This is a genomic window from Simplicispira psychrophila DSM 11588 (genome assembly GCF_000688255.1).
GTDB lineage: Bacteria > Pseudomonadota > Gammaproteobacteria > Burkholderiales > Burkholderiaceae_C > Simplicispira > Simplicispira psychrophila.
Map to the genome: position 1 here is coordinate 27,928 of NZ_JHYS01000011.1, position 16,251 is coordinate 44,178.

General features: G+C 62.2%; 16 protein-coding genes. 7 read left to right on the forward strand and 9 right to left on the reverse strand.

Annotated features, from left to right (window positions below; translation table 11 throughout):
- Positions 1-20: 20 nt before the first annotated feature.
- Together Q390_RS0111870 and Q390_RS0111875 are read left to right on the forward strand one after the other, a co-directional pair.
- Complete coding sequence (locus Q390_RS0111870; RefSeq protein WP_027996253.1) at positions 21-1,256, forward strand: PLP-dependent transferase; 1,236 nt, start codon at positions 21-23, stop codon at positions 1,254-1,256.
- Between the two features lie 117 nt (positions 1,257-1,373).
- Positions 1,374-1,568: a hypothetical protein gene (locus tag Q390_RS0111875; RefSeq protein ID WP_027996254.1), complete on the forward strand. Its 195-nt coding sequence runs from the start codon at positions 1,374-1,376 to the stop codon at positions 1,566-1,568.
- Between the two features lie 16 nt (positions 1,569-1,584).
- Here the strand turns inward: Q390_RS0111875 and Q390_RS0111880 are convergent, their stop codons facing one another.
- Positions 1,585-2,211 (reverse strand): arylesterase, encoded by a 627-nt coding sequence (locus Q390_RS0111880; protein WP_211250458.1) that lies wholly within the window; start codon positions 2,209-2,211, stop codon positions 1,585-1,587.
- Between the two features lie 120 nt (positions 2,212-2,331).
- On the opposite strand from Q390_RS0111880, the gene Q390_RS0111885 reads away from it, so the two are divergent.
- A complete protein-coding gene (locus Q390_RS0111885) occupies positions 2,332-3,024 on the forward strand; it encodes an ABC transporter ATP-binding protein (RefSeq protein ID WP_027996256.1) in 693 nt (230 codons plus the stop codon).
- Between the two features lie 36 nt (positions 3,025-3,060).
- Here the strand turns inward: Q390_RS0111885 and sstT are convergent, their stop codons facing one another.
- Entirely contained in the window at positions 3,061-4,281 is a 1,221-nt protein-coding gene (gene sstT, locus Q390_RS0111890) for a serine/threonine transporter SstT (RefSeq protein WP_027996257.1), read from the reverse strand.
- Between the two features lie 315 nt (positions 4,282-4,596).
- Between sstT and rlmB the strand changes: the two genes are divergently transcribed.
- A complete protein-coding gene (gene rlmB, locus Q390_RS0111900; protein WP_027996259.1) occupies positions 4,597-5,346 on the forward strand; it encodes a 23S rRNA (guanosine(2251)-2'-O)-methyltransferase RlmB in 750 nt (249 codons plus the stop codon).
- Between the two features lie 9 nt (positions 5,347-5,355).
- Here rlmB and Q390_RS18350 read toward each other — a convergent pair whose 3' ends face one another.
- The 3 genes from Q390_RS18350 to Q390_RS0111915 all read right to left on the reverse strand — a co-directional run bounded on the left by Q390_RS18350 (position 5,356) and on the right by Q390_RS0111915 (position 7,203).
- Positions 5,356-5,946 (reverse strand): c-type cytochrome, encoded by a 591-nt coding sequence (locus Q390_RS18350; protein ID WP_037472891.1) that lies wholly within the window; start codon positions 5,944-5,946, stop codon positions 5,356-5,358.
- 79 nt (positions 5,947-6,025) lie between these two features.
- Positions 6,026-6,613, reverse strand: coding sequence for a chromate transporter (locus Q390_RS0111910; RefSeq protein WP_027996260.1), 588 nt, complete (start codon positions 6,611-6,613; stop codon positions 6,026-6,028).
- Complete coding sequence (locus Q390_RS0111915; protein WP_027996261.1) at positions 6,610-7,203, reverse strand: chromate transporter; 594 nt, start codon at positions 7,201-7,203, stop codon at positions 6,610-6,612. Before Q390_RS0111915 ends, Q390_RS0111910 begins: the two co-directional genes overlap by 4 nt.
- Before the next feature lie 191 nt (positions 7,204-7,394).
- On the opposite strand from Q390_RS0111915, the gene Q390_RS0111920 reads away from it, so the two are divergent.
- From Q390_RS0111920 to Q390_RS0111930, 3 genes are all read left to right on the forward strand, one after another.
- The gene (locus tag Q390_RS0111920; protein ID WP_027996262.1) at positions 7,395-8,240 is read left to right on the forward strand and encodes a fumarylacetoacetate hydrolase family protein; all 846 of its coding nucleotides are present in this window, start codon (positions 7,395-7,397) and stop codon (positions 8,238-8,240) included.
- A 385-nt stretch (positions 8,241-8,625) separates the two neighbouring features.
- Positions 8,626-9,987 (forward strand): PQQ-dependent sugar dehydrogenase, encoded by a 1,362-nt coding sequence (locus tag Q390_RS0111925; RefSeq protein ID WP_084153892.1) that lies wholly within the window; start codon positions 8,626-8,628, stop codon positions 9,985-9,987.
- 253 nt (positions 9,988-10,240) lie between these two features.
- Positions 10,241-10,951, forward strand: a complete 711-nt coding sequence (locus tag Q390_RS0111930) for a VIT1/CCC1 transporter family protein (RefSeq protein ID WP_027996264.1) — start codon at positions 10,241-10,243, stop codon at positions 10,949-10,951.
- Between the two features lie 177 nt (positions 10,952-11,128).
- Here the strand turns inward: Q390_RS0111930 and Q390_RS18355 are convergent, their stop codons facing one another.
- The 4 genes from Q390_RS18355 to Q390_RS18360 all read right to left on the reverse strand — a co-directional run bounded on the left by Q390_RS18355 (position 11,129) and on the right by Q390_RS18360 (position 16,185).
- On the reverse strand, positions 11,129-11,383 hold the full coding sequence (locus tag Q390_RS18355; protein ID WP_084153893.1) for a helix-turn-helix transcriptional regulator: 255 nt from the start codon (positions 11,381-11,383) through the stop codon (positions 11,129-11,131).
- 4 nt (positions 11,384-11,387) lie between these two features.
- On the reverse strand, positions 11,388-11,594 hold the full coding sequence (locus tag Q390_RS0111940) for a YjfB family protein (RefSeq protein WP_027996265.1): 207 nt from the start codon (positions 11,592-11,594) through the stop codon (positions 11,388-11,390).
- 84 nt (positions 11,595-11,678) lie between these two features.
- Positions 11,679-13,145: a dihydrolipoyl dehydrogenase gene (locus Q390_RS0111945; RefSeq protein ID WP_027996266.1), complete on the reverse strand. Its 1,467-nt coding sequence runs from the start codon at positions 13,143-13,145 to the stop codon at positions 11,679-11,681.
- Positions 13,146-13,248: 103 nt separating this feature from the next.
- Positions 13,249-16,185: an EAL domain-containing protein gene (locus Q390_RS18360; protein WP_084153894.1), complete on the reverse strand. Its 2,937-nt coding sequence runs from the start codon at positions 16,183-16,185 to the stop codon at positions 13,249-13,251.
- Between the last annotated feature and the right edge of the window lie 66 nt (positions 16,186-16,251).

The following is a 16,251-nucleotide window of genomic DNA, read 5'->3' on the forward strand; positions in this document are numbered from 1 at the left end:
GCTGACGCTACCATCACGGCATGAAAGATCTTGCCCAGCACCTGTCCACCCGTATCATTCACCACGATTACGTCGCCCCCGAAGGCTTTGTGGCACCGGCCATCGCCGTGCACAAAGCCTCAACGGTGATTTTTCCGAGCATTGCCGCTCTGCGCTCGCGCCAGTGGAAAGACAAAAGCGGCTACACCTACGGCTTGCATGGCACGCCCACCACCTTCACCTTGGAAGAGCGCTTGTGTGCGCTGGAAGGCGGTTTGCAATGCGTGCTGGTACCCAGCGGTCTGGCGGCCATTGCCAATGTGTCGCTGGCGCTGCTCAAAACCGGTGACGAGGTGCTCATCCCCGACAACGCCTACGGCCCGAACAAGTCGATGGCCGAGGCGACCCTGGCGCAGTTTGGCATTCGCCATGTGTTGTACGACGCGCTCGATGTGGCTGATCTGGCTGCCAAAATCACGCCAGCCACGCGCCTGGTGTGGCTTGAATCGCCTGGCTCTGTCACGCTTGAATTCCCTGATCTGCCCGAAATGGTGCGCCTGTGCCGCGCGCGCGGCGTCATTACGGCGCTGGACAACACCTGGGGGGCCGGGCTGGCATTTGCACCCTTTGACCTGAGCGGCGATGGCAGCCACGATCTGGGCGTAGATATTTCCATCCATGCCTTGACCAAATACCCCAGCGGTGGCGGTGATGTGCTGATGGGCAGTGTCATGACGCGCAGCGCTGCACTGCACTGCCGCATTCAGGAGTTGCATATGCATCTGGGCTTGGGAGTAGGCGCCAACGATGCCGAGGCGGTGCTGCGCTCCCTGCCCACCATTGAACTGCGTTACCGCGCCCATGACGCAGCGGCGCGCACGCTGGCGCGTTGGCTGCAGCAGCAAAGACCGGTGGTGCAGGTGCTGCATCCTGCCCTGCTCGGGTCGCCCGGCCATGCCCATTGGCAGGCACTGTGCGGCGCAGCGCAGGGCGGTGAGGGCGCGGCGGCGGGTTTGTTCAGTGTGGTGATCGATACGCGCTACAGCCAGGCGCAGGTCGATGCGTTTTGCGATGCATTGCAACTGTTCAAAATTGGCTACAGCTGGGGTGGGCCCATCAGTCTGGTGGTACCGTACGCGCTTGATTCCATGCGCCAGCGGCCTTCGCCGCAGCTGCAACCGGGCACCGTGGTGCGCTTTTCCATTGGTCTGGAGGCGGTGCAGGATCTGCAGCGTGACTTGACGCAGGCACTCGAACAGGCGTTTGGGCCGCTTTGAACTTTACCCCCGGTTCTGACTGCGCAGCGGGAGGCAGGATAAGGTGGATACGCTTTTTGCGGCGACACCTGCAGACCAAGCTGTTACAGTGCCCGATAACTTTGGAGACCTTACACCTTGGCTACACCTAATTACGGCTACGAAAAGCGCCAGCGCGAGCTGGCCAAAAAGAAGAAAAAAGAAGAAAAAGTGCGGGCTAAAACTGCTCCGCAGCGGCCTGATGGCTATTCTCCCCAGCCACAAGATGGCGATTTCCAGAGCGCGGAAATCGTCCCGTCTGCTCCAGACGGTGAAGGCAGTCAACCCGGCTGATCAGCCCTGGTTTTGCTTAGCGCAATAGCTTGCGCAGCGCTGGCCATACGTTATCCAGCATTTGCGGATGTGCTTGTGCCAAGGGGTGGATCCGGTCGGGCTGAAACAGCGCCATAGCGTCGATCTTGTCCGCAATCCCCTTGAGCAAGAACGGCACTAGTGCCGTTTTGTTTTTTTGCGCGACCGAGTCAAAAATATGCACGAACCGGCTGGCGTAATCGCTGCCGTAGTTGGGAGGCAATTGCATGCCGATCAGCAACACTTTGGCGCCCGTTTTTTGTGCTGCTTGCACCATTGCCGATAAATTTTCTTCTGTATTTTTTAGCGGCAGACCGCGCAAGGCGTCGTTGCCGCCCAGTTCGATGACCACGACGCTTGGCTGGTGCAGCGCCAGTAGGGCGCCCAGGCGCGAACGTCCCCCTGAAGTGGTGTCGCCGCTCACACTGGCGTTGACCACGGTGGCGGCGATTTTTTCTGCCTGCAGGCGTTTTTCCAGCAAAGCCACCCAGCCTGCGCCGCGTGCCAAGCCATATTCGGCGCTCAGCGAATCGCCCAGCACCAAAATGGTTTGCGTAGTGGCCGCTGGCTTGCTGCCTGTCTTGGCCGTGGGGGCCGTCTGCGATTTTTGGGCCCAAGCTGGCATAGGGCACACCACAGCGGCGGCACTGGACAGCCAAACGATAAAGTCACGTCGATATACGTTTTCGGCGCTTTCGGCGCTTTGAGCGTTTTGAGTGTTTTGATTCAAAGTACAAGGCCTTTCATGAGCGAATCCTCTGCGATACCTGCCACGCCCCTGATCGCGGTAGAGCATGTGTACAAATCCGTCACCGATTCCACCGGTACGCTCGATATTTTGCGGGATATCGACTTCCAGCTGGCGCCCAGGGAGACTGTCGCTATTGTGGGCGCGTCCGGCTCGGGCAAAAGCACCTTGCTGTCGATCATTGCCGGGCTGGACACGCCTACGCGCGGCACGGTGCGGTTGGCGGGCCAAGACCTGTTTGTGCTGGACGAAGACGGTCGGGCGGCGCTGCGGGCACAAAAAATCGGTTTTGTGTTTCAGAGCTTCCAGCTCATGGGCAACCTGACAGCGTTAGAGAACGTCATGCTGCCGCTGGAACTGGCCGACCGGCGCGATGCGCGTAAAGCCGCGACTGAGATGCTGACCCATGTTGGTCTCAGTCAGCGCCTGGGCCATTACCCCAAGGTGCTCAGCGGCGGCGAGCAGCAGCGCGTGGCGCTGGCGCGGGCCTTTGTCATGCAGCCGGCGGTACTGCTGGCCGATGAACCTACCGGTAGTTTGGACTTCGCCACCGGTGAAACCATCATGCAGCTGATGTTTGATCTGAACCGCGAGCAGGGCACTACGCTGGTACTGGTGACCCACGACCGCGCCATTGCGCAGCGCTGCGAGCGTGTCATCACTATCGAGGCCGGCCAGGCCACGGGCTGACAAGAGCTGACCGCAGCTCAGCGGCCAGCGTGGCTGTCAGCGCGCCAGTGGGCGCTCTGCCGCGCGGCAGGCCACGGCGGTGAACAGCACATCAGTGGATGAATTGAGCGCCGTCTCGGCTGAATCTTGCAAGATGCCGATGATGAAACCAATTGCCACGACCTGCATGGCGACATCGTTGGAAATGCCAAACAGGCTGCACGCCAAGGGAATCAGCAGCAGCGAGCCACCGGCCACGCCTGATGCGCCGCAGGCGCACACCGCTGCCACCACGCACAGCAGCAGCGCCGTCGGCACATCCACGGCAATGCCCAGGGTGTGCACGGCGGCCAGCGACAGCACGCTGATGGTGATGGCGGCGCCGGCCATATTGATGGTGGCACCCAGCGGAATGGCGATGCTGTAGGTGTCCTCGTTCAGATTTAGGCGCTTGGCCAGTGCCAGGTTGATGGGAATATTGGCGGCCGAACTGCGCGTGAAGAACGCCGTCACGCCGCTCTCGCGCAGGCAGGTGAACACCAGCGGATAGGGGTTGTTGCGCAGCACGGCAAAGACAATCAGGGGATTGACCACCAGGGCGACAAACACCATGCAGCCCATCAGCACACCCAGCAGGTGCGCGTAGCCCCATAGCGCCTGCTCGCCAGCTTCGGAAAAAGTGCTGGCCACCAGACCCAGAATACCCAGCGGGGCAAAGCGGATCACCAATTGAATGATGAGCGTGATGCCAGCCGACAGATCGGCCATGACAGCGCGGGTGCCGGCGCTGGCGTGGCGCAGGGCCATGCCAAACGCTACGGCCCAGGCCAGAATGCCGATGTAGTTGGCATTCATCAGGGCGCGCACCGGGTTGTCCACCACATTCATCAGCAAGGTCAGCATGACGTCTTGGATGCGCGTCGGGCCATTGGCTGCCTCGGCGGCGCCTTGCAGTACCAGCGTGGACGGAAACCACATGCTGGCCGTGACGCCGACGATGGCCGCTGACAGCGTGCCCACCAGATACAGCGCCAGCACCGGCCGCAGATGCGTGGCCTGGCCGGGTCTGTGGTTGCTGATGGCCGCAACCACCAGAATGAACACCAGTACCGGTGCCACTGCCTTGAGTGCCGATATGAACAGCGTGCCCAGAATGGCCACTTTGGGCGTGGCATTTGGAAATAGCACGGCCAGGGCGACGCCGGCCAATAGGGCGATCACAATTTGTGTGACCAGACTGGTGCGCTGGGCCCAGCGCAGCAGAGGATTGGAAGTCATGGGGTGAAAACTCAGGTAAGGCCGGCGTATGGCAGGGCCACGCTGTGCACCCCACCGCCGCCGGCAGCCATGGAAAAAGCCGACGAATCATTCGCCAAGCCCCACAAACCACGCGTCACGGCGCTGTCAGCGGCGCCCCGCAAGGCGCAGCAAAAGGCGTAAAAAAAGGCGTAGGCAAAGCGCCGTGTCAACGCGGGATTCGTGAAAGAGCGCGATTCTAGGCGGTGTTTGCACCCTGCCAAGCGCAAACCCTTGTACCCCCAAGGGCGGGTGTATGGCGGGGACAGTAGGACAATGCCCGGATAATCGCGCCCCATGTCCTCCCCCAAAGTCCTTTTCGGCTTCCATGCCGTGGGCGTGCGTCTCAAGACCGCCCCCAAATCCATCATCGAGATCTACTACGAAGTGACGCGCCGCGATGCGCGGATGCGCCAGTTTCTCGACCGTGCCAACGAAGCCGGTGCCCGCCTGATCGAAGCCGACAGCGTGCGCATTGCCAAACTGGCTGGCAGCCACGGCCACCAGGGTGTGGCGGCACGCGTTGAAGCGGTAGCGCAGGTCACCTCGCTGGACGAACTGCTTGAAGACCTCGAAGCCGCTGGCATTGATCAGCCACTGTTGCTGGTGCTGGATGGCGTGACCGATCCGCACAATCTGGGCGCCTGCCTGCGCGTGGCCGACGGTGCCGGTGCCCATGCTGTGATTGCCCCTAAAGACCACGCCGTGGGCGTCAACGCCACCGTGGCCAAGGTGGCCAGCGGTGCAGCTGAAACCGTGCCGTATTTCATGGTGACCAATTTGGCGCGCACGCTGAAAGAACTCAAGGAGCGCAACATCTGGATCATTGGTACCAGCGACGATGCGCCACAAACCATCTACCAGGCTGACCTGAAAGGCCCGGTGGCGCTGGTGCTGGGTGCCGAAGGCGACGGTATGCGCCAGCTGACGCGCAAAACCTGCGACGCGTTGGTCAGCATCCCGATGAAGGGCGCTGTCGAGAGCCTGAACGTCTCGGTCGCCAGCGGCGTGTGTTTGTATGAAGCACTGCGCCAGCGCGGCGGATAAAGCGCAACCTCAGGGCAGTTGCCCCAAGTAGCTCGTTACGGCCTGGGTTTCCATTTCCGTCAGGCGCGAGGCCACCAGATGCATGGCCTCGTTGTCGTTGGTGCGGGTGCGCTGGTTGAAGTCTTTCAGCTGCGACAGCAGATAGCGCGTGTTTTGCCCAGCCAGACGCGGCAAGGTGGCAGTGCCATAGGCGTTCTCGCCATGGCAACTGGTGCACGCGGGTACGCCAGACCAGGTATTGCCCTTGGTGTAGATGTAACGTCCCACCGCCACCAAGTCGGTGTCTGACACCCGCTGGATTTTGGCCGGCTGGTTGGCAAAAAATGCCGCCAAGCCGGCAATGTTCTTGTCCGACAAGTCTGCCGCCTGGGGTGCCATGGTTTCGCTGACACGCTTTTTCGAGCGGAAGTCTTGCAATTGCTTGACCAGGTATTCCTGGTTCTGCCCGGCCAGCGAGGGAAAGATGGGTGAGGTTGAATGTCCTTTGGCGCCATGGCAGGTGGAGCAGCGCCCGCTGACGAGCGCCTCCACCTCCGCGTCAGCCGCCATGGCTGAGGTGGCAAACAGGGCGCCAAGGAGGGCTACATACAGTTTTGTCATGGGGAAAGCCCAGGTGAGGTGAAATGGAGCAGCAGATTAGCGGATCAGCCAGCGAAGCGCCATTGTCCCGTTTTTACCGTTACACCCAGCCCAGGGCGCCCAACAGGGCGCCCGCGCCCAGCAGCCACAGGATGTGCAGCCGGGTGCGCCACACCAGCAGCATCACGCCGACCGTCAGCAGCCACAGCGGCCAGTCGGTAGTCGGTGCGCCCTGGGCGCGGCCTAGGACCCAGGCGGTGGACAGGACCAGCCCGATGACGATCGGCGCCATGCCTTGCTTGAAGGCGCGTACGCTGCGCCGGTCACGGTGGCGGTGTGCCCAGCGCGTGGCCATCCAGGTCAGGGTAGAACTGGGTAGCATGATGCCGACCATGGTCAGCGCCGCGCCCAGCAACCCATAGGCCCAGCCGCTGACGCCGGGGCCGCCGGCGTTCAGGCCGACGTTCCAGCCCAGCAGTGCGATGAACAGCACATTCGGCCCGGGTGCGGCCTGTGCCAGGGCAATGCTGGCGTTGAACTGCACATCGGTTATCCAGTCTTGTTGGCTGACCAGAAAACGGTGCATATCAGGCGCTGTGGCAATGGCACCGCCGACGGCCAGCAGCGACAGCGACAGATAGTAAAAAAATAGCTGAACCCAGTCCGCCGTGTGCAGTGACAGGTTCATGGCGCGATCTTTCGCCACGTCAGCACGCAGGCCGAGCCGCCCAGCACCAGCAGCATCCATGGCAGCGGCACACGCAGCCAAGCCATGGCGACAAAGGTGGCGAGGGCAAATGCTGCACTGGACAGCCGCCCCAGCGGGTGCTTTTGCAGTGCCATCGCCAGCTTCAGACCGGTGCCACCAATCAAACCCGCCGCCACCGCGCCCATGCCGCGCAGCGCGCCGGCCACGGCGGGGTGCGCCGCCCAATGCGCATACACCAGTGCTAAGCCCAGCACCAGTACCAGCGGCAGCGTCAGCATCCCCGCCAATGCGGCAAAAGCGCCGCGCCAGCCAAAATAGCGATCGCCGATCATGATCGACAGATTGACCACATTCGGCCCCGGCATCACCTGGGCTACAGCCCAGTCCTCGACGAATGCCTCATTTGTCATCCAGCGCTTTTTCTCGACCAGTTCGCGCTGCACCACGGCCAAAACCCCGCCAAAACCCTGCAGTGCCAGCCAGGTGAAAGACCAGAACAGATCTGAAGGATTGGCCGGACGGGGTGCAGCCAGGGTGTCGGTGAGGGAGGCGGACTGGGGGGAAAGCATGGTGAATTTAAATGAAATCGGCTCACAGCCCATATACATCAAGCGCTTTAAGCTATCAAAATTAAAGCAATTCGGTGGACTGCAGCAGGCGGAAAAAGCGCTTGATGGTACGCCTGCATCGGACGATTTTCAGTGCGTCAGCGCAAAATCCAAACCCCAAGCAAAATTCCAAAAAACCCAAGGAGACACCCATGAAACTGGTTCGTTATGGCCCCGCTGGCGCAGAGCGCGCGGGACTGGTGGATACGCAAGGCGTGCTACGTGATCTGTCGATGTTGTTGCCCGATATTGGTCCGGCCCAACTCAGCCCGCGCACCCTGGCCGCGCTGACCACCATCGATGCCAGTCGCCTGCCTGCGGTCGATGGCCAGCCGCGTCTGGGCTGCCCGGTGGGCAGCGTCGGCAAGATCGTTTGCGTCGGCCTGAACTACGCCGACCACGCGCTCGAAGCCGGTTTGCAAGCGCCCACCGAGCCGGTGCTGTTCATGAAGGCGACCACTGCACTGAACGGCCCGAATGACTCGGTGCGCCTTCCCCCCGGCGCACAAAAGACCGACTGGGAGGTGGAATTGGGCATCGTCATTGGCACCCGTGCCAGCCACATCACCGAGGCCGACGCCTTGCAGCATGTCGCTGGCTATGTGCTGGCCAACGATGTTTCCGAGCGCAGCTACCAGACCGAGCGCGGTGGCCAATGGGACAAGGGCAAGGGATGCGACACCTTCGCCCCGATCGGCCCGTGGCTGGTGACAGCCGACGAAGTGCCCGACCCTCACGCCATCGCTCTGTGGTTGGAAGTCAACGGCCAGCGCGTACAGGACGGCCATACGCGCAACTTCATTTTTGGCGTGCCCACGGTGCTGGCCTACATCAGCCAGTTCATGACGCTGGAGCCCGGCGACATCGTGCTGACTGGCACCCCTGCCGGCGTCGGCCTGGGCCAGAAGCCCGTGCCATGGTTCTTGAAGCCTGGTGACGTGGTGCGGCTGGGTGCCAGCGGCCTGGGTGAGCAGGTGCAAACCTGCACCGGCAGTTAGGCGATCCAAGCCCACTAGGGCGCCACGGCCACGAAAAAGCGCACAGGACATCATGTCCTGTGCGCTGTTGGTCTTGAAACGTGCAGCGTTAAAAAACGCCAAAAAGCATCAGCAAAATAATGACGGTAATTGGAACACCGAGAAGCCAGGCAATGACAGGCATGTGAATCTCCTAAAAAAGTTATGTCAGTGCCTTCACTGTAAGAGCGGCACCGACGCGTCTGCGTGAGTACAGGTCACGTCTTGGCGTAGCCCGCTGCCTACACACAAAGGCCGGCCTTAGCGCAGCGCGCCGACAGCAACACAGCTTGCTAGCTGACACCCCACAGCGCCAAGCTGCTGCACCATCGCGCAAAGGTGTATTCCCTATTTTCATGAGGCTCCTATGACCTGTTTGCCTATTTTTTTGCGTTGCAGTGCACTCGCTGCCGCCGTGTTTTCTTTCGGTTGTTCCATGGCAGGCCCGGCACAGGCGCCTGGGGTCCCGGTCGGCGTCGGCCCTGCGCCCGTGCTGCCAGCGCCAGAAAAAAACCTCATTCCCACGGTCAACATTGCCCCGGCGGTGGGCTGGTCCCAAAGCCAGGGTCCGCGCGCCATGGCGGGGCTGACAGTCACCGCCTTTGCCAGCGGCCTGGACCACCCGCGCTGGGTGTATGTGTTGCCCAACGGGGATGTGCTGGTGGCCGAGAGCAACAAACCCGATAAGCAAGGCCAAGACGCCGACAAGGACAACAAAGGCATCAAGGGCTGGGTGATGGGCAAAGTGATGCAGCGCGCTGGTGCTGGTGTGGCCTCGGCGGACCGTATCACGCTGCTGCGCGACACCAACGGCGACGGCGTGGCCGATGTGCGCAGCGTCTTTGTGCAAAACCTGCACTCGCCCTTTGGCATGGTGCTGGTGGGTAATGATTTTTACGTCGCCAACACCGATGGTGTGCTGCGCTTTGCGTACACCGAGGGTCAGACGACCCTCACCGGCGCGCCTACCCCACTGACCGACCTGCCTGCTGGCAACATCAATCACCACTGGACTAAAAGTCTGATCGCCAGCCCCGATGGCAAAAAACTCTATGCCACCGTCGGCTCGAACAGCAACATTGCCGAAAACGGCATCGCCGCCGAAGCAGGGCGCGCCGCCATTTGGGAGATCGACCGCGCCAGCGGGAAAAAACGCCTGTTTGCCAGCGGCCTGCGCAACCCCAACGGCATGGGCTGGGCACCCGGCACCGGCGCCCTGTGGACGGTGGTCAACGAGCGCGATGAGCTGGGCAACGACCTGGTGCCCGACTACCTCACTTCAGTGCAGGACGGCGCCTTTTACGGCTGGCCTTACAGCTATTACGGTCAGCATGTAGATGTACGCGTCCAGCCCCAGCGTCCCGACTTGGTGGCCAAGGCAATAGCACCTGACTACGCTCTGGGTAGCCATGTGGCACCGCTGGGTATGGCGTTTGCACAGGGCCAGGCGCTGGCACCCCAGCTCGCCAATGGTGCCTTTGTGGGCGAGCATGGCTCTTGGAATCGCAAGGAATTGAATGGCTACAAGGTGGTGTTCGTGCCGTTCGACAAGGGTCAGCCCGTCGGCCTGCCGTTGGACGTGCTGACCGGCTTTTTGAGCGAAGACGGCAAAGCCTTTGGCCGTCCAGTGGGCGTGGCCATCGACCCGCGCGGTGCGCTGCTCGTGGCGGATGACGTAGGCAACGGGGTGTGGCGTGTCACGGGGCCAGGTGTCGCTTCCGCCCGGTGAGTTGAAAATCTTCTTTCAGTACCTCAAAAGGCGTTCAAAAGCCCTATGGCTGGAACTGGGGTGCTGTGCGCAATCCTCCTCATGAGCTATCAAAAAAATAGCTTCTACCGCTTAATTGATAAGCGTTTCGGGGTGATTTGACATGAGAAATGAAAGTCTGACCTCTCTTGATTTCAGTGTCCATTTGGTGATTGACGAATAGCTGTTCTGGCCTGTACCCTGACAGCCTTCAAGACGCTGACCCAAACCCGCCATGACCTCTGCCACGCGCCGTCTGCACCAGGAACACCACCGCAGCGCCCGCATCGGCTGGCTGCGCGCCGCCGTGCTGGGTGCCAATGACGGCATTGTCTCCACTGCCAGCTTGGTGGTGGGCGTGGCGGCAGCGCAGGCCACTCCCTCTGCCATCGTCATGACAGCGGTGGCCGGGCTGGTGGCTGGTGCCATGTCGATGGCGGCAGGTGAATATGTGTCAGTGCATTCGCAGGCCGACACTGAAAAAGCCGACCTTGACCGGGAGCGCCGCGAATTGGCCACCGACCCGCAGGCCGAACAGCGTGAGCTGGCCACCATCTACGAGCGCCGGGGTCTGGCCCCTGCGCTGGCGCAGCAGGTGGCCCAGCAGCTCATGGCGCACGACGCGCTGGCTGCGCACGCGCGCGACGAGCTCGAAGTCTCGGAAACCATGGCTGCACGCCCGGTGCAGGCCGCGCTCACATCCGCCGCCAGTTTTGCTGCCGGCGCTGCCTTGCCGCTGCTGGTGGTGGTCGTGGCGCCAGCAGGTGGCCTGCTGGCCTGGGTATCGGGCACGGCACTGGTCTTTCTGGCCCTGTTGGGTGCCCTGGCTGCGCACACCGGCGGTGCGGGCATCTGGCTGGGCGCCGGGCGCGTTACCTTCTGGGGCGCGCTGGCCATGGCCACTACGGCAGGTGTGGGGGCGTTGTTTGGGGCGCCGGTGGGCTGATCTGCCCACTTCAGTTCGCTGGCAGCGTTGTGTTCCCAGCGCCAGATGAGGGCGTGTGCCGCTGGTGCGGTGCGGTCGGTGTCTGCAGTGCTGAGACTGCGGAAAGCGCGGCAGCAACAAGCCCTCTTCTGTGCGGAAGAGGGCTACAGGGCGCAGCGCGTTCAGCGCAAGGAAGGTTTAGGCGGACAGGCCCAGGCTGTCCATGGCCGGGACCGCTGTGCTGTGGTCAGGCTGCACGACCAGCACGGCGTGCAGCTCCATGTCCAGCACGCGGGCCAGTTCCTGCAGGGTAGACAGGCGCGGGTCGAGATTGCCGCCTTCGAGGCGCTGCACCGTCATGCGGCTCAGGCCCGCGCGCTCGGCCAGTTCGGCTTGCGTTAGACGGGCTGTTTTGCGGGCCTGGGTAAGGCGGGCGACGAGATCGTGGCCCATGGTGTCAGGCGAAGGTATTGAGTTTCGTACCCACGCTGCCGGAGCTGGCCAGCGCAGGGGGCTGGGGCAGGGCTTGCAGCAGGGTGGCGGCCGCGTTAGCCTGGATATCGAGGGCTTTTTTCAGCACACGGACGTTGAGGGCGTCGGAATTGGTTTGGCTCGCCATGGCGGTGGCGGTGCTGACGATGCTGTTGGTGAGGGCGATGTCCATGGTGCTTCCTTGGTGGTTATTTTTTTGGGTATGCCAGTGTTATCGGCATTTTGAGGGGGGAGCTGAATGGCTCTGTCGAGTGCGTCAATCCAGGGCTTCGGCGCCAATGGCGTCGCAGGTGGCGAGGTCGGAGGCTTGGACAGAGGTGCGGGCAGGGTCGAGTTGGCGTGCCGCATCACGCAGGGCGGTGCGCAGGCCTTCTTCGAGGACCGGGTGATAGAACGGCATGCCCAGCAGTTGCCCGACGGTGAGTTGTTGGTCGATGGCCAGGGCCAGCAGGTGGGCCAAGTGTTCGCCGGCGGGGGCGCACAGTTCGGCGCCCAGCAGGCGGCCACTGGTCTGGTCGGCGTAGACGTTCAGGCGTCCGTGGTGGTGCTGGCTGGCGCGTGCGCGGCCTTGGCGGGCAAAGTCGATGCTGCCGGTGACCAGCACGAGATCGCTTTGCGCTTGCAGGGCGCGCAGGCTTTGGCCGATGACGGCGGCGTTGGGGTCAGAAAACACGATGGCCAGCGGCGTGCGGCGCTGGTAGCAGCGCGTTGCGGGCGCCAGGGCATTCATGCCGGCAATGTGGCCTTCGTCGGCGGCTTCGTGCAGCAGCGGACGGTGGTTGTGTGCGTCGCCTGCCAAGTACACCGGCAGGTTGGCAATTTGCATGGTTTGCGGGTTGACCGGCGGCATGCCTTTATCGTCCAGCGCTACACCCAGGGTGTCCAGCCCGAGGCAGGCCAGCTGTGGGCGGCGGCCGATGGCGACCAGTACGTGGTCCACCACGCTGCGGTGTTCGCCGCTGCGCACTTCAATGCCGCTGATGCCGCCGCTGCCATCGGGAATGGTGTGCAGCGTGGCAGCAGGTCCGGTGTGCAGGCTGAAATCGCGTGCCAGTGCCTCGTGCAGGCTGGTGTTGACGGCGGGGTCGCTGAGGCCGCCGAGCCATTCGCTGGTGGCGTAGCCGGTGACTTGCAGGCCCAGACGGGCCAGCGCTTGTGCCAGTTCGACGCCGACCGGCCCCAGGCCGATGACGGCGATGCGTGGGCCCAAAGTGGCTTGTTCAAACAGGGTGTCGGTGGTGAGGATGCGATCGCCCAGGGCCCGCCATTCGGGTGGCAGCACCGGCTTGGAGCCGGGAGCCAAGATGATGCTTTTGGCGTGGTAGATGGTGCCGCTGGTACCGTTGACCTGCACTTGCTGCGGCCCGAGCAGGCGCGCGCGCCCGGCGATGCTGCGTGCGCCCAGGGCGTCGGTGATCTGGCGTGCGCCGGCGACAAAGTCGTCACGCAGGCGGCGCAGGCGGCGCAGCACGGCGGGCAGATCGGCCGCCAGGCCGTCGGCGCCGGTGATGCCGAATTCGCCCAGGGTGTGGCGTTGGTGGTAGGCGTTGGCGGCCTCGATCAGCAGTTTGGAGGGCATGCAGCCAACGCGCGCGCAGGTGGTGCCGTAGGGTCCGTCGTTGATGAGGACAAAGCGCTCGGTGCGCTTGCGTACTTCACGCAGCGCGGCGAGACCGGCCGAGCCGGCGCCAATGATCAGGGTGTCAAGAGAAGGGGTGTCCATGGGCGATCTCCAGGTCAAGGTTTTTCAATGGCCGCTCTTGGCACCATAGCATGTCATCCTGGGTTCTTGTTTTTGCATTGAAATGCCTTGTATCGCTGGCTGGTTAAGCGGTATTAGCTATCTTTTGAATAGTAAATTCATCGGCCATGGGGTGGGAAGAGAAGGTCTGCTCGGGGTCGCCTTGTTCGGCGTGGGCACTCAGGTTGTCGCGGAAAAATTGCTCGAACACTTGGGGTAGCAGGGGGCGGCTGAAGTGGTAGCCCTGTATCTGATCGCAACCGCGTGCGCGCAAAAATTCAAGTTGTTCGATGGTTTCGACGCCTTCGGCGATGGTGCTCATGCCCAGGCTGTGTGCCATCTGGACGATGGCCGTGGCGATGGCCTGGTCGTCGTGGTCGGTACTGATGTCGCGCACAAAGGATTGGTCGATTTTGAGCTTGTGGATGTTGAAGCGCTTCAGGTAGCTCAGGGACGAGTAGCCGGTACCAAAGTCGTCAATCGACAGGCGGATGCCTTGCTGGCCCAGCTCCTTCATGGTCTGGGCAGCGATTTCCGGGGCTTTCATGGCAACGGCTTCGGTCAGTTCCAGTTCCAGGCATTCGGGGGCGATGCCGGTGTGTTGCAGCATCTGGCGTACCAGGTCGGCTAGTCCGGCCTGGCTGAATTGCACGGCCGAGATGTTCACTGCCATGGTCATTCTGGGCAGGCCTTGGTCGAGCCAGTTGCGCAGTTGGCGCAGGGCGGTTTCCAGTACCCATTCACCGATCGGCACGATGAGGCCGTTGGCTTCCGCCAGGGGGATGAATTCGCCCGGCGAGATGAAGCCTAGTTGCGGATGGGTCCAGCGCAGGAGCGCTTCGGCGCCGATGATGCGGCCATCGGCCAGCGCCATTTGTGGCTGGTACACCAGGTGCAGTTCGTTGCGGTGCAGGGCTTGCTTGAGGGCGTTGCCCAACTCCAGCGCGCGCGCCGAGTGCGCTTGCATCTCGGCGGTGAAAAAGCGGTAGCTGTTGCGCCCTTCGTCCTTGACGCGGTACATGGCGTTTTCGGCGTTTTTTAGCAGGGTTTCGAGATCGTCGCCGTCGCCGGGGGTGATGGCAATTCCGATGGACGCAGTCAGAAAGACTTCCTGTCCTGCCACCATGATGGGCTGGGCCAGGTTCTCCAGCAGGCTGATGCAGCGCTGCGCGGCTTCGCTTTGGCTGGTATGGGCCAGCAGGGCGACAAAGTCGTCGCCGGAATGGCGTGACAGGGTATCTTCGTCGTGCAGATGCGTGCGCAGGCGCAGCGAGACTTCCAGCAGCAGCAGGTCACCAGCGCTGTGGCCGAGCGAGTCGTTGACGTCCTTGAAGCGGTCCAGGTCGATCCACAGCACGGCCAGGGTCTGGCTCTGGCTGATGGCGTATTGGAAACGCTCGCGCAGCAGAGCGCGGTTAGGCAGGTTGGTGAGTTGGTCGTAGTGCGAGAGCTGGCGGATGTGCGCGGCGGCCTGTTTGCGCTCGGTCATGTCCTCTTTGTGGGCCAAGTAGCTGGTGACCACGCCTTCGGTGTTGCGCACCGGATAGATCAGTACCGATTCGATGTATTCACGGCCGCTTTTGCTGCGGTTGATCAGTTCGCCCTGCCAGGATTTGCCTTGTTGCAGGTGCTCCCACATGTTGCGGTAGGTCGCTGCTGGGGTTTTGCCGGACTGCAGCATGCGCGGGTTTTGTCCCAGCAATTCGGCCAAGGTGTATTCGCTGGCAAGGAGGAAGGCATCGTTGACAAATTCGATGTGTGCCTGCAGATCGGTAATGACCAGGGGATGTGGGCTCTGTGACACGGCCTGGGAGAGTTTGCGCATGGACTCTTCCTGGCGGCGACGCTGGGTGATGTCGCGTGAAATGACGACAAAGCGCTGGCGCTTCCCCGGTGGCGGTGGCGCCTGGCGCGTGATCGACAGTTCAAACCAGTGTTCGTTATGGCGTGTTTTTACCGAGATAGTGTGCCCGCGGGAGAAGCCTTTTTCTTGGGCTTCAGCCAATGCTGCGTAGGCCGTCTGGGCGCTTTGCGGGGAGAGCATCTGGCGCATGGTTTTGCCCAGCAATTTTTCTGGCGGGGCAGCCGGGCTGCCGGAGTGGCCGACGTGGGCTTGCAGATAGCGTCCCTCATCGTCCATTTCCAGCAAGACGTCGGGCAGTGCATCCAGCATCGCCTGCAGTTGCATTTTGGAGGTGCGCAACTGCGCATAGGGCGATTGGACCGTGGCAACGAAGGCGGCGCGGTACAAAAAGCAGTAGGCCAGTATTTTGTAGACATGCCCCGCTAGGTTGTAGGTGTCGGTGACGTTGCCGTAGCGTGTGAAGAAAAATTCACCCAGGCCCATGATGGCGGCGGCTGCAAACAGACCGCTGGCGTTAAAGCTGTGCGGTTGGTACATCTGCCGTAGCAGCAGGACGGCAGCCACCAGGTTGAGCGCGATCAGGATGTATTCAAAGGCGATCTTGAAGGGGGGCAGTCCCTGGCCTGCAATAAAGGTGGTCGGCAGGAACTGTGGATAAAACAGCAGCAGCGCGTACAGGGCTGCCACTGTTGCCAATACCAGTAGCAGCATGGGCAGTGGACGCAGGCGAGCGCTGTCGTTGCTGGTGCTCCAAGGCAGGATGGCGACGGCGAGCAAGGCCAGTGCGCTCAGCAGCCGCGCCGCTAGCCAGAAGTTGATGGCCTTGGACGGGGAGCTGGGGGTGATGAAGTCCGGCATTCCCTGGTAGGAAAGCATGTGGCCAAAATCGAGCAGACTGACGCCCAGAAAGGCACAGGCCAATAGCAGGGCGTTGCGCGGTAACTGCTCATGCCGCGCGCTCCAGACGACGCTAAAAATGAATCCGGCGACAACAATGGCCAGCGTTTCCAGTGCTAAGTGCAGGGGCAAAAAATGCGTTGCGCCCCCGCCCTTCGCAGGCGAGAGCGGCCACCAGAGCAGCAGCAGCACTACCGATAGTGCCCCTACGGTGCGAATGGCTCGACGGGCTTCAGGCTGGTGGCTGGGGTGAATCGGCATGGCAGACTGTTTCGGTATCCGTACCGTGGAAAAGGAAGAATGTACGCAAGTGTAGTGTGTGTAAAG